Here is a 22,682-nt window from a genome sequence, read left to right on the forward strand (position 1 = left end):
GTGCCCGAGTCGAAGCCGCGTAAAAGGACTGCCCGTGTGGCCCCGCAGACTTCTGCCGCGGAGGCCTACAAGCCCAATCCGGTCTGGTTCAAGCCCGTCATGTTTGGCCTGATGATCATTGGCCTGCTGTGGATCATCACGTTCTACATCACAGAGGGCGCCTTCCCGGTTCAGGCTTGGGGCTCGTTGAACATCGTCGCCGGCTTCGGAATCGCGATCATCGGCTTCCTGATGACCACCCGCTGGCGTTCCTGACACCAGGCCCGCGCGGCGCAGATCCCTGACGGGCCGGTACACACAGTGTGCCGGCCCGTCGCCGTTAACCCACAGCATTAGTCCCTGCCCAGCGAAGGAATCCAGATGACCCCGGCAGTAAACGGCTCGACCATTGGCGACGACGGACTGGCGCGGCCGGCGTGGGCCGCCGTGGATCCCATGCTGCGCGAGTATTACGACTCCGAGTGGGGCATGCCCGTCCGGGACGAACAGGGCCTCTACGAACGCATCAGCCTCGAGGGATTTCAGGCGGGGCTTTCATGGGCGACGATCCTGCGCAAGCGGCCCGCTTTCCGCGCGGCGTTCAAGGAGTTCGACCCGGAACTGGTGGCGCGATTCACGGACGCCGATGTGGAGCGGCTCATGCTCGATGCCGGGATCGTCCGGAACCGGCTGAAGATCCAGGCAACCATCACCAATGCCCGCGCTACTCTGGCGTTGAGGGACGACGGCGGCCTGGTTGACTTCGTATGGGCGTTCCAGCCGCCCGCCACACCCCGGCCGAACTCCCTGGATGAGGTCCCCACCACCTCGGCCGAGTCCGTCGCGCTCTCCAAGGCGCTGCGCAAGAAGGGCTTCGCCTTCGTGGGGCCCACCACGATGTTCGCGCTCATGGAGGCCATCGGAATGGTCGACACCCATCTGCTGGACAGCCACAGGCGCGGGTCATCGGGCGTCTGGCCGCAGTGACCCGGCGGTGACCCGGCGAGGTCCCGCCTCATTATCCACAGCTGTGCACAAGGCTGGGGAAACTTATCCACACTGTTCATAAGTTTCCGGGTCTTCATGCGGTTCAGCCGGGTTCGGCGGCCACAGCGGGGCGCAAAGCCACGGTTGAGATCCCCGGCCGGTCCTGAATTACACGGCTGTAAGTTATTAACAGTGTGGATTTCCTGTGGACAAGTTCCCTGATCCCGGCAACAGGCCGCGGATGGCACCGCGGTCCCGCCGCACGGCCGGCTCACGGCAGCCTCGGGGCCGCCTCGGGGCAGGCCGGCCGCCCGCCGTTGTGGCCCGTCCCGACCACAGCTGCACCGGACGAGTTATCCACTTAATAACAGCTCACTACCCACAAGTTATCCACAGCTGGGGATAACAGCCGGCGCATCGGAGCCGCAACCCCCTCTGCCGGGCCATGAGCCGGGTTAAATCCCGCGGATGCTCAGACCATCAAGTTATTAACACTGTGAATAACCCTGTTGAAACACACACCGCGGCCGTCCCACGGCCCGTCGCGACCTGCCGCCGCCGCGCGCGGGCCCTGTGGGGGCGACGGCGCTGGGAGAACGTCGGGGAGACGCGGCGCCGCCTGGAGGTCCTGAGGCACCGGTCCTGGTGTGCCCGTGGCACCGTTCTGTGGAGTACTCCCTGGGGTGCCCGCGGCGCACGGCCGGAACAGGGCTGGTGCCGCCCGGCGCCAGGCAACAGGGCCTGGGCGGGCACAGTTGTCCACTTACTCACAGGGCAACCCACAGAAGTTATCCACAGGTGTGGAGATCGGGTCGGCAGCATCGCCTGCAAGCTGGATAATCGCCAGCCCGGGCGGTCAGAACCGGGTCGTCACAGTGAACTACACGCTTGTAAGTTATTAACAATGTGGATAACCGCTGTGGAAAACTCTCGGATCCGCACCTGTGATTTCAGGTTCGGGGCGCGGCCCGGGTGTACAGGGGGAAAGATCCACAAAGCGGAGGGAACAGCCAAGGAACACCAGCGAGGGAAACACTGCAAAAGAGTGAAGGGGCCGGGCGTTCAATTCCGGCCGGTTACGGCCGATTGCGGCCGGGGACTTCGGCAGGAGCGGGCTAAGCGCCGGCGCCGGCCATCCGCACGACGGACACGGCGATCACCAGGGCCAGGACCACCGCGAGGCCGATGGCCTGCAGCAGGGTCTGCCGCGGGCCGCGGGGGGTGTAGGCAATCACGGCGGCGCTCAGGGCGCCGGTGACGAGGCCGCCAAGATGGGCCTGCCAGGCGATCTGCGGGACCATGAAGCCGATGACGCCGTTGATGGCAATCAGGACCAGGAGCTGGCGGACTTCGCCGCCGCGCTGGCGCTGGACCACCAGCAGGGCGCCGAACAGGCCGAAGATGGCGCCGGAGGCGCCGACGAGGCCCACCGGGCCGTTCAGCGGATACACCGGGGTCAGCAGGAGGAAGCCGACGGAGCCTCCGACGGCCGAGAGCAGGTAGATGGCCAGGAAGCGGGCGTGGCCCAGCAGCGGCTCGAGGATCTGGCCGAATATCCACAGCGTGTACATGTTCAGGACGATGTGGAGCAGGAATCCCTGCGAGTGCAGGAACGCCGAGGTGAGCATCCGCCACGGTTCAACGCCGGTCAGGGCGGGAGCGTAGGCCAGTTGCTGGTAAATCCCGTCGTTGGGGACTATCCACTGCAGCGCATAGACAAGGGCACACAGCGCGATGATCACGTAAGTGACCACGGGTTTGCCGGCGGTCACGGCGCCGCCGTAGACGGTCCTGACGGCCGGCGTCGTGCGCTTGGTTTCGTTGACACAGTCAACGCATTGGAATCCGACGGCGGCCGCCCGCTGGCAGTCGGGGCACGCAGGGCGCCCGCACCGCTGGCAACGCACATAGGCGGGCCGGTCCGGGTGCCTGGGGCATACCGGGACCTCTGCGGACGGCTCTGCCGCCGGAATTCCGTAGCTCATGGTGGTGGGTTAGAGCTTTTCGATGTCAATGCTGTTAATGGTGACATCCTCGACGGGGCGGTCGCCCATGCCGGTGCGGACGCCTTCGATCGCGTCGACGACCTTCTTGGATTCGTCATCGGCGACCTCACCGAAGATGCTGTGCTTGCCCTGCAGCCAGCCGGTGGGGATGGTGGTGATGAAGAACTGCGAGCCGTTGGTGCCGCGGCCCATCTGGACGCCGGCGTTGGCCATGGCCAGCTTGTACGGCTCGTTGAAAGTCAGTTCCGGGTGGATCTCATCGTCGAACTTGTAGCCCGGTCCACCGGTGCCGCGGCCCAGCGGATCGCCGGCCTGGATCATGAAGTCCTTGATGATGCGGTGGAAGATGGTGCCGTTGTAGAGCGGCGTGCCGGTCTTGTCCTCGCCCGTTTCCGGGTGGGTCCAGGCCTTCTCACCGGTGGCCAGCCCGACGAAGTTGTCGACGGTCTTCGGCGCGTGGTTGCCAAAGAGGTTGACGACGATGTCGCCGAGGCTCGTGTGGATAGTGGCTTTTGCGGTTGCGTTGGCAGTCATAGGGCCCATTCTTCCATGACGGCTACGCCCGCATAGGGCCGCACAGTCAGTTCCGCGCTGGGTGAAATCCACTGGAAATCGGCCTGAAGAATAGCCGGTGCGTTCCTAGACACGTAGGCTAACAGCAGAACCGTCACATTAATCGGGAGGTAGTTGTGAAGAAAACGGATCGTATTGCCCGTGACTTGGAGCAGTCAGTCAGCACCGGAGTAGACAGCGCCAAGGATTGGGCGGCCCCGCGGGTTGAGGCTGCCGTGAACTGGGCTGTTCCCCGCCTGCAGCACGGACTGGACACCGCCTCTCCCAAGATCCAGGAGGGCCTCAAGTCGGCGGCCCACAATCTGGCCGGCGGCGTTGCCACTGTCACTCCCCGCCTTCAGGATGGCCTGGCCCAGCTGGCGCCGAGGATCCACGATGCCGCGGACAGCGCTACCCCGCGCCTGCACGAAGCTGTGGACAAGGCAGCCCCGGTCATCGCCAATGCACGCGACCGGGTTGTTGTCGAGTACCTGCCCAGGCTTTCCGACCAGATCGGGCAGGCTTCCGTGGCCGTCCACCGCACGTTGGAAAACGCCCCGGCCCACGTGGACGCCGTCGCACAGAAGCTTGTTGATTCCGGTGTTGTCACCGGCGTCCAGACGCAGGCCCAGGCCGTCAAGGGACACGCCAAGAAGGCAGGCAAGAACGCCAGCAAGAACATCAAGGCGGCCGCCAATGAGATCACCAAGACGGCTAATGCCAAGCTCGCCAAGCAGCAGAAGCCCAAGCACCGCGGCCTGCTGATCTTCGGCATCATCGCTGCCGCCGTTGCAGCCGGTGTCGCCGCCTGGCGGGCGTCCAGGCCGGTGGAGGACCCCTGGAAGGTACCGACGCCGGTAAAGCCCGCCCCCACGGCCGCCCCGGCCGGCGAATCGCTGAAGGACGCCGCCGACAAGGCCGGTTCCGCGACTGTAGCGGCAGCGGACTCCGCGGCTGAGGCATCCAAGGAGGCTTCCGATTCCGCAGCCACCGCGGCGGACAACGCCACGGAAACGGCCAAGGACGCCGCCGGCAACGCCGCTGAGGCCGCCGACAAGGTTGCCACCGACGCCAAAACGGCCGTACGCAACATCGCGGCCAGCCTGAACAACGGCGCAGACAAGCCCGGCAAGTAGAACCTGGCCGGCACAGGCCGGCTGAGTCGAGACCCTGCGCCGGGCAGTCCCGCTGCCGGCAGGTGACCTGCACTCTCCCAAGGAGGGATTCCGCCACGGTGCGGGATCCCTCCTTTTGTTTGACGCGGCCTCCGCAGGCACGTCAAGGTCCGGCTTGAAACGCCAGGCTAGATGCTAAATTTGTGGTGATGTCACCCCATAGATCACCCCAGGATGCCTTGCTCCTTGCTCCGCCGCCGGCTGTGTCTATCGTCATCCCGGCGTACAACGAGGAAAGCGTCATCCGGCAGTGTCTGATCGCCGCGGTTTACCAGTCGGTGCCCGCCCACGAAATCATTGTGGTGGACAACCTGTCCAAGGACCGCACGGCGGAAATCGTGCGGCAGATGCAGCTGGAGTATCCGGAGAGCCCGATCGTCCTGCTCAGCCAGGACCGCGACCAGGGGCTCATCCCCACACGCAATTTCGGTTTGGACCATGCCACGGGCGATATCCTCGGCCGGATCGACGCCGATTCCGTGCTGGAACCGGACTGGGTGGAGCAGGTGCAGAAGGCCTTCGCCGACGAGTCTGTGCACGCTGCGACCGGTCCGGTGGTCTATTACGACATGCCCATGCGCCGGTTCGGGCTTAAGGCCGACGACAAAATGCGCCAACTGATGCTCAGGCTTGCCAAGCACCAGTATCACTTCCTCTTCGGTTCCAACATGGCAATGCGCCGCTCGGCCTGGGAGACCATCCGCACAGAAGCCTGCCGCGACGAGCGGGACGAGATGCACGAGGACATCGATCTGTCGCTGCACCTGGCCGACCACGAGCTCCGGATCCAGTACTGGCCGCAGATGATCTCGGGCATGTCGGCCCGGCGGCTGGAGGACTCGCCGCGGGATTACCGCTACTACGTGACGCGCTTTGACCGCACCTACAAGGCCCACAACGTCAAGAAGATGGCACTGAAGGCGCCCATGGTGGTCTTCTTCTCGGTCTACTTCCCGGCGAAACTGCTCCGTGCCATCCACACGGTCAACGTTCCCCAGCCGGCCCGCCGCGGCGGCCAATAGCGGCCAATGACGGCGGCCACGCGGCCACCGGGAGATGCGGCCGCCGGGAGCGGCCTAGTCGGTGCCGAGCTCCGCCAGCCGCTCTTCACCGGCTCCCTCGCCCGTTCTCCGGGCGGAGCGTGAGCCTCGCTGCCCCAGGACCACGACGGCGAGCCCCACCAGGATCATCGCCAGCCCCGCGTTGGTTCCGGCCGGCAGCGTCTCGTCCAGGAAGGCTGCGGCCAGGAGCGCCGCTCCGGGGATTTCCAGCAGGATGATCATGGACACCAGCAGCGGGCTCATGGTCGCCAGCAGATAGTTGAACGCGGTGTGCCCCACCAGCTGTGCGCACACGGTAATGGCGAGGATCCCCAGCCAGCCGGTGGCTTCGAACCCTGCCAGCGGCTGTCCAGCCAACAGCGCCATCCCGGCCACAATCGCGGCGCACATGCCGTAGCACAGGGTCGTATAGACGCCGGTGCCCATGCTCTGCCGCGCCTTGCCTCCGGCGAGCGTGTAGATGCCCGCCAGGGCGCCGCCGGCGACGGCCAGGAGATCGCCCACAAGCGCCTCGGGCGAGGAACCCATATCAAAACCGGTGATTGTCACGACACCGCCGAAGGCGAGCCCCAGCCCTACCAGGACCGGCCAGCGGAACCGGACTCCCCGGAAGAGTTGGAAGATCGCGATCCAGCCTGACTGAAGGCACACCAGCGCCGTCGCCGCCGCGACCGACGTCAGCTGCAGGGAGGTAATGAAGCACGCGAAGTGCAGGGCCAGGGCCACCGCCGCGGCGAGCGACCAGCGGAACTCGGCTCCGGTCACCTTTCCGAACTGACGGGGGTTGCGGACCACAACCGGACCGGCCATCACGACTGCTCCAATGGCGTTGCGCCAGAAAGCGATGGCGAGGGCACTGACCGACGTGGCGCCCAGCGTGGCGGCAATGAGGGGCCCCGACGAGGCCACACCCAGCACGCCTACGGCCGCAAGTAAGAAGTTCACGCTCCAACACTAATGGGACGGACAGCAGGGGCCCTTACGGCCGCTGCTCCTTGACGGGTGCATACCGCGGTGCCAATCTTAAGGCGCGGTCTCACGTTCCGGTCTCGCCATCATCGAAGAAGGAGACCATCATGGCGTCAATGATCCGCAAGAGCCTGGACGATCCCGAAGAGACGCGCCCCGTTGCCGAGGGCATGGGTCAGGTGGATCTCGTCAACCTCGAGGCCGGCCCGGTTGGACGGGCCACCTTCCTTCCGGGCTGGAAATGGTCAGACCACGTCAAGCCGATCGCCAAAACTGACAGCTGCATGGCCAGCCATACCGGCTACACGATTTCCGGCCGCATCAAAGTCGTCATGGACGACGGCGAAGAACTCGAATTCGGGCCCGGCGACTTCGGTGTGATTCCGCCGGGCCACGACGCCTGGGTCCTCGGCGACGAGCCCTACGTGTATATCGACTGGCAAGGGATGGCGGACTACGCCAAGCCGAAGGAGTGAGTGGGGAAGGCATGAAAAAAGCCCCGGACAGCGTTTCCGCTGTCCGGGGCTTTTCCTATGGTGGAGGCACGGGGACTCGAACCCCGAACCCCCTGCTTGCAAAGCAGGTGCGCTACCAATTGCGCCATGCCCCCATAAGAAGCAACCAGACAATCATACCCTAGGTCCGGAGAGCCGGTTTCCAGCTTCCATCCCCAGATTCCGGGCTAGTCAACCGTATCGGTTGAATTGCTCCAGACCACTTTCCGGGCTTCGGATTCCTGCACTTTCCTGTAGAGGAGGACGCCTGCGACCGTGGCTGCGATAACCAGCAACTTCTTCACATGCACCCCGTTCCGGTTCTGTCATGGACGAACCTTCACTAACCTCTGCCAGAACCAGTACAGGTTCCGTGGGCGTACCAGGACTTGAACCTGGGACCTCTTCGTTATCAGCGAAGCGCTCTAACCGCCTGAGCTATACGCCCCGATGCCTCATCGGGCCGAGATATGACTGTACAGCACATCCCGGCCCGATCTCAAATCGAGGCCTTTTTCCGCGGGAATCCGCGGAAAAGTACGGGAATTAGTCGTCCGTGAGGGTCACGCCGATGCCGCCGACGAGCGTCGCGGCAATGTTGTAGAGCACCGCCGAAAGCATCGACAACGCCGTCAGCAGCACCACATTGATCACGGCGATGATGGTGGCGAATGAAGCCACCTGGCCCAGGGATGCCACCTTCTTCAATTCGAAGCCGCCGCCTTCAGAGCCCGCGAGGGTCCCGAGCAGGCTGTCCACCTGGTCAAAGATCCCGGTCAGGTCCAGGACGGTCCAGAGCACGATCGCCGCCACGACGGTGACGATTCCCAGCGCTACGGAGAGCAGGAAGGCCATTTTCAGCACGGACCAGGGGTCCACCTTGCTGACCAGCAGCCGGGCACGGCGCACCTTGGCCTTGGGAGCGGGCTTGATCAGCCCGGCAGTGCCTTGCCCGCCGGACTGGGCGGGGCGCTGCCCCGGGACGGCTGGGCGCTGGCCGGGGACCGTGGGGCGCTGGCCGGGTGCGGCGGGCCGCTGGCCCGTTCCCGTGGCTGCGCCGGACACGCCGGGGCGCTGCTGCGGACGCGAGGGGGCGCCTACGCGCGGTGCGGCGGCGGGCTGCCGCACTCCGCTCGGCACGCCGCTGCTCGGCTTGGGATATGAGTCGGAATTACTCACTCGTTACCTCCGGTATTGTCTTCGTCCAGCTCGGCATTGCCTGATGACTCATCTGACTCCGGGGCCGGTACTGATTCTGCCGCTGCGGACTCCTCATGCAGTCCGCCATCTTCAGCCAACGTTACGTCATCGGGCGTGGATGCCCGATTTTCGGTCACGTCTGCGGTATTTTCGCCGGTGTCTTCACCGGCATCTTGACCTTCGGCCGGTTCCTCGACTTCGAGCCCGCGTTCGCTGTTGCGCGCGACGGCGATGATGCGGTCGTTCTTGTCCGGCTTGGCAAAGATCACGCCCATGGTGTCGCGGCCCTTGGCCGGCACGCCGCTGACCGACGAGCGGACCACCTTGCCGCCTTCCATGACCACCAGGACTTCGTCTTCCTCGTTGACAATGAGGGCCCCGACGAGGTGGCCGCGTTCTTCCTGGTACTTGCCCACCTTGATGCCAAGGCCGCCGCGGCCCTGGAGGCGGTATTCCTCCACAGCGGTCCGCTTGGCGAAGCCGCCTTCGGTGACAATGAAGACAAACGAACCGTCCTGCACGACGTCGGCCGCCAGCAGTTCGTCGTCCTCGCGGAACTTCATGCCGGTCACGCCCGAGGTGGCACGGCCCATCGGGCGCAGCGCATCGTCCGTCGCGGTGAAGCGGACGGACTGGCCCTTGCGGGAGACCAGCATGAGGTCATCGGTCTCGGACACCAGCTGGGCCGAGACAAGCTCATCGCCGTCGCGCAGGTTGATGGCGATGACGCCGGCGGACCGGTTGGTGTCGTAGTCCTCCAGACGGGTCTTTTTGACGAGGCCGCGTTTGGTGGCGAGCACCAGGTACGGGGCGTGCTGGTAGTCGCGCAGGTCCAGCACCTGGGCGATGTGCTCGTCCGGCTGGAACGCCATCAGGTTTGCCACGTGCTGGCCCTTGGCGTCGCGGCCGGCTTCCACGAGCTCGTACGCCTTGGCGCGGTAGACCCGGCCCAGGTTGGTGAAGAAGAGCAGCCAGTGGTGGGTGGTGGTGACGAAGAAGTGTTCGACGACGTCGTCGCCGCGCAGCTGCGCGCCCTTGATGCCCTTGCCGCCGCGCTGCTGCGAGCGGTAGTTGTCGCTGCGGGTGCGCTTGACGTAGCCGCCGCGGGTAATGGTGACGACCATTTCCTCCTCGGGGATCAGATCCTCGATGGACATGTCGCCGTCGTAGCCCAGCAGGACCTTGGTGCGGCGGTCATCGCCGTGCTTGGCCACGATCTCCGAGAGTTCGGTGCTGATGATCTCGCGCTGGCGTTCCTCCGAGGCCAGGATCGAGTTGTATTCGACGATCAGGGCCTCAAGTTCGGCGTGCTTGTCCTGGATCTTCTGGCGCTCCAAGGCGGCGAGCCGGCGCAGCTGCATGTCCAGGATGGCCCGGGCCTGCACCTCGTCGATGTCCAGCAGCTCCATCAGCCCGTCGCGGGCCGCTTCGGTGGTGGTGGACGCACGGATCAGGGCAATGACCTCATCGAGCGCATCCAGCGCCTTGAGAAGTGCCCGCAGGATGTGCGCTTCCTCCTCCGCCTTCCGCAGCCGGTACCGGGTGCGGCGGGCAATGACGTCCATCTGGTGCGTGACCCAGTGCCGGATGAAGGCATCGAGGCTGAGCGTGCGCGGCACGCCGTCGACGATCGCGAGCATGTTGGCGGCGAAGTTGTCCTGCAGCTGGGTGTGCTTGTAGAGGTTGTTCAGCACCACCTTGGCCACGGCGTCGCGCTTGAGCACGATCACCAGTCGCTGGCCGGTGCGGCCCGAGGTCTCGTCGCGGAGGTCGGCGATGCCGGAGATCTTGCCGTCCTTGACGAGTTCGGCGATCTTGATGGCCAGGTTGTCCGGGTTGGCCTGGTACGGCAGCTCGGTGACCACCAGGCACGTGCGGCCCTGGAGTTCCTCGACGTTGACCACGGCGCGCATCGTGATGGAGCCGCGGCCCGTGCGGTAGGCGTCCTCGATGCCCTTGTGGCCCAGGATCGTGGCGCCGGTCGGGAAGTCCGGTCCCTTGACGCGCTGGATCAGCTCTTCGAGCAGCTCTTCGCGGCTGGCGGTCGGGTTGGCCAAGTACCACTGCACACCGTCGGCGACCTCACGGAGGTTGTGCGGCGGGATGTTGGTGGCCATGCCGACGGCGATGCCCGAGGAACCGTTCACCAGCAGGTTCGGGAACCGGGCCGGCAGGATGGTCGGCTCCTGGTTCTTGCCGTCGTAGTTGTCCTGGAAGTCGACGGTTTCCTCGTCGATGTCCCGGACCATCTCCATGGCCAGCGGCGCCATCTTGGTTTCGGTGTACCGCGGGGCGGCCGCGCCGTCGTTGCCGGGCGAGCCGAAGTTGCCCTGGCCCAGTGCCAGCGGGTAGCGCATGGTCCAGTCCTGGATCAGGCGGACCAGGGCGTCGTAGATCGCGGTGTCGCCGTGCGGGTGGTACTGGCCCATGACCTCGCCCACCACGCGGGCACACTTGTTGAAGGAGCGTTCCGGGCGGTAGCCGCCGTCGAACATCGCATAGAGCACGCGGCGGTGGACGGGCTTGAGGCCGTCGCGGACATCCGGCAGGGCACGGCCCACGATCACAGCCATGGCGTAGTCGAGGTAGGAGCGCTGCATTTCGGTCTGCAGGTCCACCTGCTCGACGCGGTCGGTCAGTACGTCGCCATCGAGGATGGCGCCTTCAAGGACGGGCTCGGAGCCGGCCGGCACCTCTGGTGTTTCGTCACTCATAGTCTATATTTTCCGTTTCAGGTATATATCAGTCCGGGCATATTCGGGGCTTGACTGCCCTCTAGATGTCCAGGAACCGAACGTCCTTGGCGTTCTGCTGAATGAAGTTTCGGCGCGATTCAACGTCCTCGCCCATCAGGACCGAGAAGATCTGGTCCGCCGCCAGGGCATCGTCCATCGTCACCTGCAGCAGGGTCCGGTGGTCCGGGTCCATGGTGGTGTCCCACAGTTCCGTGTAGTCCATTTCACCGAGGCCCTTGTAGCGCTGAATGCCGTTGTCCTTGGGGATGCGGCGGCCGGCGGCCTGGCCCGAGAGCAGCTTCGCGTCGCGTTCACGGTCGCTGTAGACGTAGTCGTGCGGGGCATTGGACCACTTGATCCGGTACAGCGGCGGCTGCGCGAGGTAGACGTAGCCGTTTTCGATCAGCGGGCGCATGTAGCGGAACAGCAGCGTCATCAGCAGCGTCGTGATGTGCTGGCCGTCGACGTCGGCATCGGCCATGAGCACGATCTTGTGGTAGCGCAGCTTGGCGATGTCGAAGTCCTCGCCAATGCCGGTGCCGAATGCCGTGATCATGGACTGGACCTCCGCATTGCCGAGCGCCTTGTCCAGCCGGGCACGCTCGACGTTCAGGATCTTGCCGCGCAGCGGCAGGATGGCCTGGGTCTCCGGGTTGCGGCCGCGCTTGGCGGAGCCGCCGGCCGAGTCACCCTCCACGATGTAGACCTCGCACCTCTCCGGGTTCTTCGAGGAGCAGTCGGACAGCTTGCCGGGCATGCCGAAGGATTCCAGCGGGCTCTTGCGGCGGGCGTTGTCCCGGGCCTTCCGGGCGGCCATGCGCGCCTGGGCTGCGGAGATGGCCTTGCGGATGACGTCCCGGGCGGGGCCGGGGTTGCGCTCGAGCCAGTCGCCCAGGCCGTCGGTGACAACGCGCTGGACAAAGCCCTTGACCTCGGAGTTGCCGAGCTTGGTCTTGGTCTGGCCCTCGAACTGCGGTTCGGAGAGCTTCACGGAAATGACTGCCGTCAGGCCCTCGCGGATGTCGTCCCCGGTGAGGTTGTCTTCCTTTTCCTTGATGATGTTCTTCTCCCGCGCATAGCGGTTGATGAGTGAAGTCATCGCGGCGCGGAAACCCTCTTCGTGGGTGCCGCCCTCGTGCGTGTTGATCGTGTTGGCGTAGGTGTGGACGCTTTCGGAGTACGCGTTGGTCCACTGCATCGCCATTTCCAGGGCAATGTGCCGTTCCGTGTCCTCGGTTTCGAAGGCGATGACGTCCTCGTGGACCACATCAACCTTCTTGCCGGAGTTCAGGTGCTTGACGTAGTCCAGCAGGCCGTCGTCGTACTGGTAGACCACGGTGTGGAATTCCGCGGCGATCTCACCTTCGGTGGGGACGGTGTCCAGGTCCAGGTCGTCGTCCTCGGACGATTCCTCCGGAGCGCGGCGCTCGTCCGTCAACGTGATGCGCAGGCCCTTGTTGAGGAATGCCATCTGCTGGAAGCGGGCCCGCAGTGTTTCGAAGTCGAAGTCGGTGCTCTCGAAGATGCTGGCATCGGGGTAGAACGTCTGGGTGGTGCCGGTCTCGGTGGTTTCCTCGCCCTCGACCAGGCCGCCTTGCGGCTTGCCGCCGTCAGCGAAAGACATCCGCCAGACGTGTCCCTGGCGGCGGACCTCGGTGTCGACCCGGCTGGAGAGTGCGTTGACCACCGAAATGCCGACGCCGTGCAGGCCGCCGGAGACAGCATATCCGCCGCCGCCGAACTTGCCGCCGGCGTGCAGGATCGTCATGACGACTTCCACGGTGGGCTTGTGCTCGGTGGGGTGCATGTCCACGGGGATGCCGCGGCCGTTGTCGACCACCTTGACCCCGCCGTCGGCCTGCAGCACGATTTCGATGTGCGTGCAGTAGCCGGCCAGGGCCTCGTCCACCGAGTTGTCCACCACTTCATAGACCAGGTGGTGCAGGCCGCGGGGGCCGGTGGAGCCGATGTACATGCCGGGACGTTTCCGGACAGCTTCCAGGCCTTCAAGTACGGTGATGTCGCTGGCGCCGTATTCGCGCGATGTCGCGGTCCCCGACGGCGCCGCCACCGCAGCCTCTTGTTCCACCGCTTCCGCTACGTCTTCCACTGCCGGGATCTCTGCATTGTCGTTAGCCACAGGCGCTTTCGACTCCTCTATGTTCGTTGAAGGCCGGCGGTTGCCCCTTCCGTGGAAAAGGCTCCTGCCAACAGGCACGTCACTGACGACGCCGGGTGTTTCCGCTGACTTGGGGATCCCGTCCGCCGCACGCTGAAATTGCGTCGGAAACGGACTCAGTCAACGCTTCACCGGCGCCCAGTTATCTACACCGATTCTATCGTGTTATAGGGGCCAAACTTGCATTCCAGGGCGCCAAACGGGCGGGAAAGTGCCGCTGGGAGGGCGCTGGCTCCCCCTGCAAGGCTTTCGGGGTCCAGCCCTAGGGTTCCTATACGACTCCGGGAGGTTCAAGCGCCCTACACGCCGCTTGCGGATTTTTCAAGGGTTTTTGCAAGAAGTGCTTCAGATCCGGTGCCCGCCATTGGGCCGGGGCTATCCGTACGTGTCGCGGGGACCCCGGCCGTTGACCGTCCGGAGGCCCTTGCGCCAGCTCGGGGCGGCGGGTCCGAGCACCTGGATGCTGGTGACGACGCCATCGCCAAGCTCGGTCCGGAATTTTTCCACCAGGCTGCTGCTGAGCAGCCGCAGCTGGGTTGCCCAAGCCGTGGAATCGGTCCGCACATGCAAGGTGGTGTCGGTAAAACTCTCGGGAGTGCAGTGCGCCGAGATCTCCGGGCCCACCAGCACGGCCCACTGCGCCATGACGGACCCGACGGCCACCGGCGAGCTCCAGCCGCGTTCGACCACGAGGCGTCCCACGACTTTTCCGAGGCCCAACGGATCCCTGCCGGTACCGTGGAATTGGGAGAACCCGCGGGTTCCAGCGCTGCGGGCAGGCTTTTGGGTACTGCCGGGCCGCGGCGGCGCCTTTCGGCGGATTTCGCCCCGGGCCCCGGCGGCGTCGCGCATCCGGTTCAATGCGGCCTGCGCGGCATCGATATCGTCGGGGTCACGGCCGGGCTGCAGGCCGCCGTCGGTATCCTTATTCATCGATTTTCCTGCTCATCGATTCCTCCCGGGATGACCTTCACCCGCCGTCCGGTCAGCTCCGCCGGGATATCGTCCTCGACGGCGGCAGTGACCAACACTTGCTCGGCGCCGGATACTATTGCCGCCAGTTTACGCCGCCGCTGGACGTCGAGTTCGGCAAAGACATCGTCCAGAATCAGGATCGGGGGCGAGCCGCCCGTGCGGGCATCGTCGAGCATGACGTAGTAGGAGGCCAGGCGCAGGGACAGGCACATGGACCAGGTTTCCCCGTGGGAGGCGTAGCCCTTGGCCGGCGCCGATCCAAGCACGAGCTCAAGTTCGTCGCGGTGTGGCCCGACCAGCGAGATTCCCCGTTCCAGTTCCTTGCGCCGGGCTGCGGCGAGGGCCTGGATGTAGCGGTTGGTGAGCTGCTCCACCGAGAGCACGCGCAGGTCGTCCGCCGGTGCGGCCTCATCGGCTGCGGTTCCGTCCGCAGGCCTGGAATCCGCTGGTCCTGAGGTGGCGCCGTCGTCGTCCAGGCTGTCCTGCAGCGTGGAACGGTACACCGCAGTGGCCTCCTTGGAGCCGTCGGTCAGCTGCGCGTAGGCGTTTTTCAGGTGCGGTTGCAGCCGGTCCACCAGCTCCAGGCGCGCGTGCAGCAGCTCAGCCCCGGCCCGGGCCATGTGCTGGTCCCAGACATCGAGCGTTGCCTCGTGGCCGGTGCTGAATTTTCCGGCGCGGACCGACTTGAGCAGCGCGTTGCGCTGCTTCAGGACCCGGTCATAGTCGCTCCTGGTCGCGGCGTGGCGCGGCATGAGGCTGACCAGGAGCTCGTCCAGAAACCGGCGGCGGCTGGACGGATCGCCCTTGACCAGCGCCAGGTCCTCCGGCGCGAAGAGCACCGTCTGGCAGATCCCGAGCAGGTCCCTGGCACGGACCGGATTGCTCCGGTTGATTCGGCCGCGGTTGGCCCGGCCCGCGTTGATTTCCAGCTCCAGCACGGTGGACTGCTCGCCACGGACCAGCTTGGCCCGGATCATGGCCCGCTCGGCACCGAACCGCAACAGCGGCGCGTCCGTGCTGACCCGGTGCGAGTTGAGCGTGGCCAGATACCCGATCGCTTCCATCAGATTGGTCTTGCCGATGCCGTTGGAACCCACCAGCACGGTGACTCCGGGCTCAAGGCTGAGATCGACCTGGGCGTAGCTGCGGAAATCGGTGAGCGAGAGCTTTTCTAGGTACACGCGGGATTCAGGACTTCACAGGCAGGATCAAGTGGCCGGGCAGGATTATTTGGCCGGCCGGGTCGCGTGGCCGCCGAACTGGTGGCGCAGCGCCGAGACCATCTTCATGGCCGGCGAATTGTCCTCGCGGGAGGAGAACCTGGCGAACAGCGCAGCCGTGATCGCCGGGGCCGGCACCGCGTTGGCAATGGCCTCCTCGACGGTCCAGCGGCCTTCGCCCGAATCCTCGACGTAGTCGGAGATCGATTCCAGTCCGGGATCCTCGTCAAGGGCCTTGACCATGAGGTCCAGGAGCCAGGAGCGGACAACCGTTCCCTTCTGCCAGGCCCGGAATGTCCCGGGAAGATCGGCGACGATCTCCTTGGCGGCCAGGAGCTCGTACCCCTCGGCGTAAGCCTGCATCAGGCCATATTCGATCCCGTTGTGGACCATTTTGGCGTAGTGGCCGGCGCCGACGCCGCCGACGTGCACAAAGCTGTCGGCCCGCTCACCTGCGGGACGGAGCGCATCGAAGACGGGGAGTGCCCGTTCGATGTCCGCGGCATCGCCGCCCGCCATCAGGCCGTAACCGTTCTGGAGGCCCCAGACCCCGCCGGACACGCCGCAGTCCGCAAAGCGGATTCCCTTTTCGGCCAGCGCGGCACCGTGCTTCTGGTCTTCCGTGAAGCGGGAGTTGCCGCCGTCGATCACGAGGTCACCGGCGTCGAGCTTGGTGCCCAGTTCGGTGATCACGGCGTCGGTAATCTCGCCCGAGGGGACCATGACCCAGATCAGGCGCGGCGCCGGGACGGCGGCGATGAGTTCGTCCAGGGTGGCGACGTCGGCAACGTCGGGGTTGCGGTCAAACCCGGTGACCTCGATCCCGCCGTTGCGCAGCCGTTCACGCATGTTGAAGCCCATTTTTCCAAGGCCGATTAGTCCGATGTGCACGGGGATGAACTCTTTTCTGCGCTGGGGTGCTTCGTTGGAGACGGCCGTGATGGCCCGCAGGTGCCGTGCTCCGGAGGTCCGGGGCACGGCAATGACGGGCTAGTTGGGCAGCCGGACGGGCATGACGAGGTAGCGGTAGTCGCCCTGGTCCTCGCCCTCGGCGTCCTGCTGGGCAGTGATCATGGCCGGCTTGGGTGCGGTGGTGAAGGAGAACCGCACAAACTTGGTTTCGATGACGCTGAGGCCCTCGATCAGGTAGTGCGGGTTGAAGGCCACGGTGATGTCTTCACCGGACAGCTGGGCTTCGAGCTCTTCGGAGGCCTGGGCGTCCTCGCCGGTGCCGGCGTCCAGGTGCAGCTGGCCCTGGGTGAAAGCGAGCCGGACAGGCGTGTTGCGTTCGGCCACGAGCGAGACGCGGCGCACGGCTTCGACCAGTTCCTGGGTCTGCACGGTGGCGTGGATGGGGGTCGAATCCGGGAAGAGCGAACGGATCTTCGGGTAGTCGCCGTCGACCAGGAGTGAAGTGGTGGTCCTGCCGCCGCTCTCGAAGCCGATCAGCCGGCTGTCGTCGTCGGCGAGGGCGATGTTGATGTCGCCGCTGCTGCCCAGGGTCTTCGCCACTTCGTTGAGGGTCTTGGCCTTGACCAGGGCGCTCGTGGAGATGCCCGGCGTCGCAGGCTTCCAGGGGACTTCCCGCATGGCCAGGCGGTAGCGGTCGGTGGCCAGGAGGGTGATGAGGTCGTCCTCGATTTCCATCCGCACACCGGTCAGGATCGGCAGGGTGTCGTCCTTGCTGGCCGCGATGATCACCTGGGATACGGCCTGGGCGAACGAATCGCCGGGCACGGTGCCGCTGATCGTCGGCAGGGCCGGCAGCGGCGGGTATTCAGCCTCGGGCATCGTGGCCAGGTGGAAGCTGCTTCGGCGGCAGGTGAGCGTCACTTTGTTGCCGTCGGTTTCGACCTCGACGGGGGCGGACGGCAGGCTGCGGCAGATGTCCGCGAGCAGGCGGCCCGATACCAGGATAGTGCCCTCGGCGCTGATGTCAGCGGGGATTTCGAGCCTCGCGGAGGTCTCGTAGTCGAAGCTCGACAGGCTGACGGTACCGGCTTCAGCTTTCAGGAGCAGGCCCGAAAGTACGGGAACGGGCGGCCGCGGAGACAACGACCGGGCGGTCCATGTCACGGCTTCTGCCAGGACGTCCCGTTCGACTCTGAACTTCACGGAAGGGTGCCGCCTTTCATTGCTGCTGTTAGTGCTGAAAATCGCTGAAACTGCTCGAGCTGCGGCGGACCTCGGCAGGGACGCCGAATTCCGTCAACAAAGGAATCGTCCGCCCGCCCGGGCCCCATGGCCCGGTAGGAACCACAAAAGATGTCCGGGACGGACGCACTGCAGACAGCTTAGCCCCAAGGTGAGCGTTTCTCCCATCCCCGGGTTACATCGGTGTTGTTCGCGGGGCCGGTCTCCTGCGCCGGTCCGGAACGGGCCTGGGCGCTGCTTGGAGGTGGGATGGAGATTGTTGTTTGAGGGAATTTCATTTTCTTGGGATTAGTAGTGTTAATAACTGCTGTGGAAACTGTGGATAACTCGATCCTGCCGTGCGAATCCGCGGTTAAGCCCTGTTCATGGACTGTGGGCGGAGCAGGTTTTAAACAGGGTGTGGATGGGGACAAGATTTTTGGCCGACTGGCCAATCCACAGGCGCCTTAAGGGTTTTAAGCCCATTAACCGCGGTTGTCCCCTTAACTATCCACAGGGTTGTCCACAGGGCCCTGTTAATAAGGTATGAGTGCGCCGGCCGATGGCTCAGGAATTGCGCTGCTGCTGCTTGATCCGGTTGGTCAGCTCGGTCACCTGGTTGTAGATGACCCGGCGCTCGGCCATGAGTTCGCGGATCTTGCGGTCGGCGTGGATCACGGTGGTGTGGTCGCGGCCGCCCAGCTCCTGTCCGATCTTGGGCAGGGACATGTCCGTCAGCTCCCGGCACAGGTACATCGCGATCTGCCGGGCGGTCACCAGCGTGCGGGTGCGCGACTTGCTGCAGAGTTCTTCCATGCTGAGCTTGAAGTAGTCGGCTGTCTGGGTGAGGATCTGCGCAGAGGTGATTTCCTGGGCACCGTCGTCGGTGATCAGGTCCTTGAGCACCATCTCGGCCAGGGCCACATCCACCGGCTGCCGGTTCAGGCTGGCGAACGCCGTGACGCGGATGAGGGCTCCCTCAAGTTCGCGGATGTTGCTGGAAATCTTGGAGGCGATGTATTCGAGCGCATCGTCCGGCGCGGAAAGGCCCTCGCTGAGGGCCTTCTTCCGGAGGATCGCAATGCGGGTCTCCAGTTCGGGCGGCTGGATGTCGGTCAGCAGGCCCCATTCGAAGCGCGACTTCATCCGGTCCTCGAAGCCGGCGAGCAGTTTCGGCGGCTGGTCCGAGGTGATGACCACCTGCTTGTTGTTGTTGTGCAGGGCGTTGAACGTGTGGAAGAACTCCTCCAGCGTCCGGTCCTTGCCGGCCAGGAACTGGATGTCGTCGATCAGCAGCACATCCACGTTGCGGTACGTGGTCTTGAAGCTGGTGCCTTCATCGTCGCGGATGGAGTTGATGAAGTCGTTGGTGAATTCCTCGGAATTGACGTAGCGGACCCGGATCCCGCTGTAGAGCCGGCGCGCATAGTGGCCGATCGCGTGAAGCAGGTGGGTCTTGCCGAGTCCGGAGTCCCCGTAGATGAACAGCGGGTTGTAGGCCTTCGCCGGCGCCTCGGCTACTGCCACGGCGGCTGCGTGGGCGAACCGGTTGGAGGAACCGATCACGAAGGTGTCGAAAACGTACTTCGGATTAAGCCGGCCGAATTCATGCGAGGTGCTCGGCAGCATCGGCTGCGGCTTCAACTCCACGGTCGGGTCGGCGGCCAGGGAAAGTTCGACGGCGGGTTCGGGTTCTGTGTGCAGCGGCACCAGATCCGTGTCGACGTCGATCGCGCAGCGGATTTCGTCGGAAAACACGCTGCGGAGCGCGTCGTCGAGGGCTTCCTTGACCTGGGTCTGCAGCACTTCGCGGGTGAGCTCATTCGGAACTGCCACCAGCAGGGTGGAACCGATGAGCCCCTGCGCCTGGGCGAGGATGACGAAGCCGCGCTGCCGGGGAGAGACACGGTGGTCGTTCTCCAGGAGGCTCACTACCCGCCGCCAGGAACTTCCGACAGTGTTGGCTTGGTTGGCTTCGTCTACTGTCATCAATCAGTTCCTCAAACTTGCTGGCCTGCATTACGTGCATCCACGCGGTCCGGAGCTGTCCACCGGCCGGCTCAATCCACAGGGTTATGCACAGTCCGTGGATAAGGGGTTACTGAGACACTGTAGGGGATGAAAACGCCAGAAGATAGCTGGGTTCAGTCCTGTGGATAATTACACCGTTGTGGTTCTGAAATGGGGCGCGTGACGCACTTCATCCACAGGCTGCGGGAGCAGTTAGCCACAGCTGGGGATAGCGTGCGGAGCGGTCCCCGGTTTGACTCGGGAGGTTGGCAAGCCCTAACGTTGTGAAGTCCCATGTGTACGCTTTTCGCCTCATCTGCATCTTTCCTGACGCCCCGCGTCGTGTGAGATACGAGGGAAGCGGCACATACCAAAACTTAGCGTCGGCCAGTTCTTCCCCTTGATCGGGTGGGCGCACCTTTGATCCACTGGAGTAACTAACGTGAGCAAGCGGACTTTTCAGCCGAATAACCGCCGTCGAGCCAAGAAGCACGGCTTCCGCCTTCGTATGCGTACCCGTGCCGGCCGTGCCATCCTGGCAGCCCGTCGTGGCAAGGGCCGCACCGAACTGTCGGCCTAAATAACTGACTCGTCGGTCCATATCCCTGTGCGAGTTGAACGGTGCTAGCCACCAGGAACCGTCTGCGGACATCAACCGATTTTTCAACAACTGTACGTTCCGGTGTCCGCAATGGACGCCGGAACGTAGTGTTATATGCGGCAGCTCTCGCTGCCGATGAACCAAGCCGGATCGGATTCATCGTTTCCAAGAGTGTCGGGAACGCTGTTGTCAGGAACCTCGTTAAGAGGAGACTGAGAGAAGCCGGTGCATTGTCGTTGCAGAAATACGGCAGCGGGTTCGCCATTGTGGTCCGGGCCCTGCCCGCCGCAGCGGGAGCCAGCTGGGACCAGCTGCTTGCCGACTATGACGCCGCTTTGGAGACGACCATGAAAAGGCTGGGCAACCGCCTTTCGCAGGCTGCTTCACCAGGTTCTAACGAGACGACACAGGAAGGGACCCCGCGTGCGTAACTCAACTGCCGCCGTCGTCCCTCCTGCAAGATCCGCAGCAGCATGGTTGGGCCGGGCAGTCTGGAACCTGCCCCGCGATGTCCTCATCCTGTTGCTCCTGGCGTACCGCAAGGTGATCTCACCGCTGTACGGCCAGGTTTGCCGTTTTTTCCCCAGCTGTTCGGCCTATGCCCTTGAAGCGATCACCGTCCACGGCGCGGTGAAAGGAAGCTGGCTCGCTGCGAGGCGCCTGTTGCGCTGCCATCCATGGAATGCCGGTGGTGTGGACCATGTCCCCGCCGGGCATCGGGAATGGCCCGCGGGCCGCACCCCCACAATTGTTGTGCTGAACAATCCGGACATATACCTGGCTGCTCAGCCTGATGGAGAAGGCCGCACTGCGGCCTGACGAATAGGGAATCGTATGGACATCTTTGGAACAATCTTGGCCCCGTTCAAATGGCTGGTCTCAGCCATCATGGTCGGCTTCCATGACGGACTCAGCGCCATTGGCATGCCGGCGGCCAGCGGCTGGACCTGGACCCTGGCCATCATCGGGCTGGTGCTGGTCATCCGCGCCGCCCTGATTCCCGTCTTCGTCAAGCAGATCAAGGCCCAGCGCGGGATGCAGCTCCTGCAGCCGGACCTGAAGAAAATGCAGGACAAGTACAAGGGCAAGACGGACCAGCTCTCCCGCCAGGCCATGGCGCAGGAACAGATGGCGCTGTACAAGAAGCACGGCACCAACCCGTTCTCCGCCTGCCTGCCCATGCTGATCCAGATGCCCTTCTTCTTTGCGCTCTTCCAGGTGCTCTCCGGCATCAGTTCGGCTAAGGCGGGCGGCCAGGGCATCGGCGCCATGAGCCCGGAACAGGTCAAGCAGTTCGACGAATCCACCATCTTCGGTGCCCCGCTCTCCGCCTCCCTGCTCCACGGCGGCGGCGGGAACCAGATGTCGGTGTGGATCCTCTCCATCGTGATGATCCTGGCCATGACGGCCTCGCAGTTCATCACGCAGAAGCAGATCATGGCCAAGAACATGTCCGAAGAGGCCCTGGCCAGCCCGTTCATGCGCCAGCAGAAAATGATGCTCTACATCCTGCCGGTCGTCTTCGGTGTGGGCGGTATTAACTTCCCCATCGGCGTCCTGATCTACTGGACCACCACCAACCTGTGGACCATGGGACAGCAGTTCTTCGTGATCCGCCGGATGCCTACGCCGGGATCGCCGGCGGCCAAGGCTCTCGCCGAGCGCCGGGCAGCCAAGGGCCTGCCCGCCCTGCCCCTTTTGGGCGGCAAGAAGGTCGACGCCGAGGCCGAAGCCTCCGCCGCGGCCGCCGTCGAAGCCAAGACCCAGCGCGTCCAGCCGCAACGCAAGAACAGGAAGAGGAAGTAATGTCCGCCGAGAGCACCGAACACGCTATTTCCGCCGAGTTTGACGAGGACCGGGACGACGCCCAGAGCGCGGCCGACGACTCGTCACAGGGTGCGGACGCCGGCACCGGCAAGAGTGTTTCCGCCAGCCGCCTCGAAGAAGAAGGCGACGTCGCTGCGGACTACCTCGAGGAACTGCTGGATATCGCGGACATTGATGGCGACATCGACATCGAGGTCCGCAACGGCCGCACCTACATCTCGATCGTCGCCGAAGAGGAAGCCGCCGGGCTGGACAGCCTGGTGGGCCGTGACGGCGAAGTCCTTGAGGCCCTCCAGGAGCTCACGCGGCTCGCGGTCCTCTCCGCGACGGAGAACCGCTCCCGCCTGGTGCTGGATATCAACGGCTACCGTGCCGAGCGCGCCGGCGACCTGCAGAAGATCGCTGAAGACGCCGTCGCCGCTGTGAAGGATTCCGGTGAGGCAGTTGCCCTGGCTCCGATGAGCGCCTACGAACGCAAGATCGTGCATGACGCCGTCGCTGATTTGGGACTCGTGAGCGAGTCCGAAGGCGAAGGCGCCGACCGGCACATCGTTGTCTCCGCAGACTGAACCGTTGACT

The 22,682-nt window shown here is 64.6% G+C and carries 22 protein-coding genes and 2 tRNA genes; 10 read left to right on the plus strand and 14 right to left on the minus strand.

Features of this window, described 5'->3' with window-relative positions:
* The gene (locus AC1DGD_RS10505) at window positions 1-255 is read left to right on the plus strand and encodes a cell division protein CrgA (RefSeq protein WP_028278234.1); all 255 of its coding nucleotides are present in this window, start codon (window positions 1-3) and stop codon (window positions 253-255) included.
* Between the two features lie 105 nt (window positions 256-360).
* Window positions 361-966 carry a DNA-3-methyladenine glycosylase I gene (locus tag AC1DGD_RS10510; protein WP_476850711.1) on the plus strand — a complete coding sequence of 202 codons (606 nt, stop codon included), beginning with the start codon at window positions 361-363 and terminating at the stop codon, window positions 964-966.
* Between the two features lie 1,115 nt (window positions 967-2,081).
* Here AC1DGD_RS10510 and AC1DGD_RS10515 read toward each other — a convergent pair.
* On the minus strand, window positions 2,082-2,951 hold the full coding sequence (locus AC1DGD_RS10515; protein ID WP_230008395.1) for a rhomboid family intramembrane serine protease: 870 nt from the start codon (window positions 2,949-2,951) through the stop codon (window positions 2,082-2,084).
* Window positions 2,952-2,960: 9 nt separating this feature from the next.
* On the minus strand, window positions 2,961-3,506 hold the full coding sequence (locus tag AC1DGD_RS10520; protein ID WP_026538031.1) for a peptidylprolyl isomerase: 546 nt from the start codon (window positions 3,504-3,506) through the stop codon (window positions 2,961-2,963).
* Between the two features lie 155 nt (window positions 3,507-3,661).
* On the opposite strand from AC1DGD_RS10520, the gene AC1DGD_RS10525 reads away from it, so the two are divergent.
* Both AC1DGD_RS10525 and AC1DGD_RS10530 read left to right on the plus strand, forming a co-directional pair.
* A complete protein-coding gene (locus AC1DGD_RS10525; protein ID WP_476856757.1) occupies window positions 3,662-4,660 on the plus strand; it encodes a hypothetical protein in 999 nt (332 codons plus the stop codon).
* 188 nt (window positions 4,661-4,848) lie between these two features.
* Window positions 4,849-5,721 (plus strand): glycosyltransferase family 2 protein, encoded by an 873-nt coding sequence (locus AC1DGD_RS10530; RefSeq protein ID WP_476856758.1) that lies wholly within the window; start codon window positions 4,849-4,851, stop codon window positions 5,719-5,721.
* A 54-nt stretch (window positions 5,722-5,775) separates the two neighbouring features.
* Here the strand turns inward: AC1DGD_RS10530 and AC1DGD_RS10535 are convergent, their stop codons facing one another.
* Window positions 5,776-6,705 carry a DMT family transporter gene (locus AC1DGD_RS10535; RefSeq protein ID WP_476856759.1) on the minus strand — a complete coding sequence of 310 codons (930 nt, stop codon included), beginning with the start codon at window positions 6,703-6,705 and terminating at the stop codon, window positions 5,776-5,778.
* 131 nt (window positions 6,706-6,836) lie between these two features.
* Between AC1DGD_RS10535 and AC1DGD_RS10540 the strand changes: the two genes are divergently transcribed.
* Window positions 6,837-7,205 (plus strand): cupin domain-containing protein, encoded by a 369-nt coding sequence (locus AC1DGD_RS10540; protein ID WP_230006371.1) that lies wholly within the window; start codon window positions 6,837-6,839, stop codon window positions 7,203-7,205.
* A 58-nt stretch (window positions 7,206-7,263) separates the two neighbouring features.
* Here the strand turns inward: AC1DGD_RS10540 and AC1DGD_RS10545 are convergent.
* The 11 genes from AC1DGD_RS10545 to dnaA form a co-directional block, all read right to left on the minus strand.
* Window positions 7,264-7,339: transfer RNA gene (locus tag AC1DGD_RS10545), tRNA-Ala, on the minus strand.
* A gap of 72 nt (window positions 7,340-7,411) precedes the next feature.
* The gene (locus AC1DGD_RS10550; protein WP_308288829.1) at window positions 7,412-7,534 is read right to left on the minus strand and encodes a DLW-39 family protein; all 123 of its coding nucleotides are present in this window, start codon (window positions 7,532-7,534) and stop codon (window positions 7,412-7,414) included.
* A gap of 63 nt (window positions 7,535-7,597) precedes the next feature.
* Window positions 7,598-7,671, minus strand: a tRNA-Ile gene (locus AC1DGD_RS10555).
* A gap of 98 nt (window positions 7,672-7,769) precedes the next feature.
* Window positions 7,770-8,402: a DUF3566 domain-containing protein gene (locus AC1DGD_RS10560; RefSeq protein ID WP_243178157.1), complete on the minus strand. Its 633-nt coding sequence runs from the start codon at window positions 8,400-8,402 to the stop codon at window positions 7,770-7,772.
* The gene (gene gyrA, locus AC1DGD_RS10565; protein ID WP_476850707.1) at window positions 8,399-11,137 is read right to left on the minus strand and encodes a DNA gyrase subunit A; all 2,739 of its coding nucleotides are present in this window, start codon (window positions 11,135-11,137) and stop codon (window positions 8,399-8,401) included. Before gyrA ends, AC1DGD_RS10560 begins: the two co-directional genes overlap by 4 nt.
* Window positions 11,138-11,198: 61 nt before the next feature.
* Window positions 11,199-13,298 carry a DNA topoisomerase (ATP-hydrolyzing) subunit B gene (gyrB, locus tag AC1DGD_RS10570; protein WP_374706707.1) on the minus strand — a complete coding sequence of 700 codons (2,100 nt, stop codon included), beginning with the start codon at window positions 13,296-13,298 and terminating at the stop codon, window positions 11,199-11,201.
* 414 nt (window positions 13,299-13,712) lie between these two features.
* Window positions 13,713-14,270, minus strand: a complete 558-nt coding sequence (locus AC1DGD_RS10575) for a DciA family protein (protein ID WP_476856760.1) — start codon at window positions 14,268-14,270, stop codon at window positions 13,713-13,715.
* Window positions 14,267-15,493, minus strand: a complete 1,227-nt coding sequence (gene recF / locus AC1DGD_RS10580; RefSeq protein ID WP_476856761.1) for a DNA replication/repair protein RecF — start codon at window positions 15,491-15,493, stop codon at window positions 14,267-14,269. Before recF ends, AC1DGD_RS10575 begins: the two co-directional genes overlap by 4 nt.
* Window positions 15,494-15,538: 45 nt before the next feature.
* Complete coding sequence (gene gnd / locus AC1DGD_RS10585; RefSeq protein WP_223915420.1) at window positions 15,539-16,423, minus strand: phosphogluconate dehydrogenase (NAD(+)-dependent, decarboxylating); 885 nt, start codon at window positions 16,421-16,423, stop codon at window positions 15,539-15,541.
* A gap of 99 nt (window positions 16,424-16,522) precedes the next feature.
* Window positions 16,523-17,647: a DNA polymerase III subunit beta gene (dnaN, locus tag AC1DGD_RS10590; RefSeq protein ID WP_018775670.1), complete on the minus strand. Its 1,125-nt coding sequence runs from the start codon at window positions 17,645-17,647 to the stop codon at window positions 16,523-16,525.
* A 585-nt stretch (window positions 17,648-18,232) separates the two neighbouring features.
* Window positions 18,233-19,654: a chromosomal replication initiator protein DnaA gene (gene dnaA, locus AC1DGD_RS10595; protein ID WP_018775671.1), complete on the minus strand. Its 1,422-nt coding sequence runs from the start codon at window positions 19,652-19,654 to the stop codon at window positions 18,233-18,235.
* A 463-nt stretch (window positions 19,655-20,117) separates the two neighbouring features.
* On the opposite strand from dnaA, the gene rpmH reads away from it, so the two are divergent.
* The 5 genes from rpmH to AC1DGD_RS10620 are packed head-to-tail and all read left to right on the plus strand — an operon-like array spanning window position 20,118 to window position 22,672.
* Window positions 20,118-20,255, plus strand: a complete 138-nt coding sequence (gene rpmH, locus AC1DGD_RS10600) for a 50S ribosomal protein L34 (protein ID WP_003800212.1) — start codon at window positions 20,118-20,120, stop codon at window positions 20,253-20,255.
* Between the two features lie 41 nt (window positions 20,256-20,296).
* Complete coding sequence (rnpA, locus tag AC1DGD_RS10605) at window positions 20,297-20,707, plus strand: ribonuclease P protein component (RefSeq protein WP_079552763.1); 411 nt, start codon at window positions 20,297-20,299, stop codon at window positions 20,705-20,707.
* On the plus strand, window positions 20,700-21,095 hold the full coding sequence (gene yidD, locus AC1DGD_RS10610) for a membrane protein insertion efficiency factor YidD (RefSeq protein ID WP_230009110.1): 396 nt from the start codon (window positions 20,700-20,702) through the stop codon (window positions 21,093-21,095). The genes rnpA and yidD overlap by 8 nt, the downstream gene beginning before the upstream one ends.
* Window positions 21,096-21,110: 15 nt before the next feature.
* On the plus strand, window positions 21,111-22,082 hold the full coding sequence (gene yidC / locus AC1DGD_RS10615; protein ID WP_223914872.1) for a membrane protein insertase YidC: 972 nt from the start codon (window positions 21,111-21,113) through the stop codon (window positions 22,080-22,082).
* The gene (locus AC1DGD_RS10620; RefSeq protein WP_476856762.1) at window positions 22,082-22,672 is read left to right on the plus strand and encodes a Jag family protein; all 591 of its coding nucleotides are present in this window, start codon (window positions 22,082-22,084) and stop codon (window positions 22,670-22,672) included. The genes yidC and AC1DGD_RS10620 overlap by 1 nt, the downstream gene beginning before the upstream one ends.
* Window positions 22,673-22,682: the final 10 nt, after the last annotated feature.

It is taken from the genome of Arthrobacter sp. 05T45 (genome assembly GCF_056395875.1).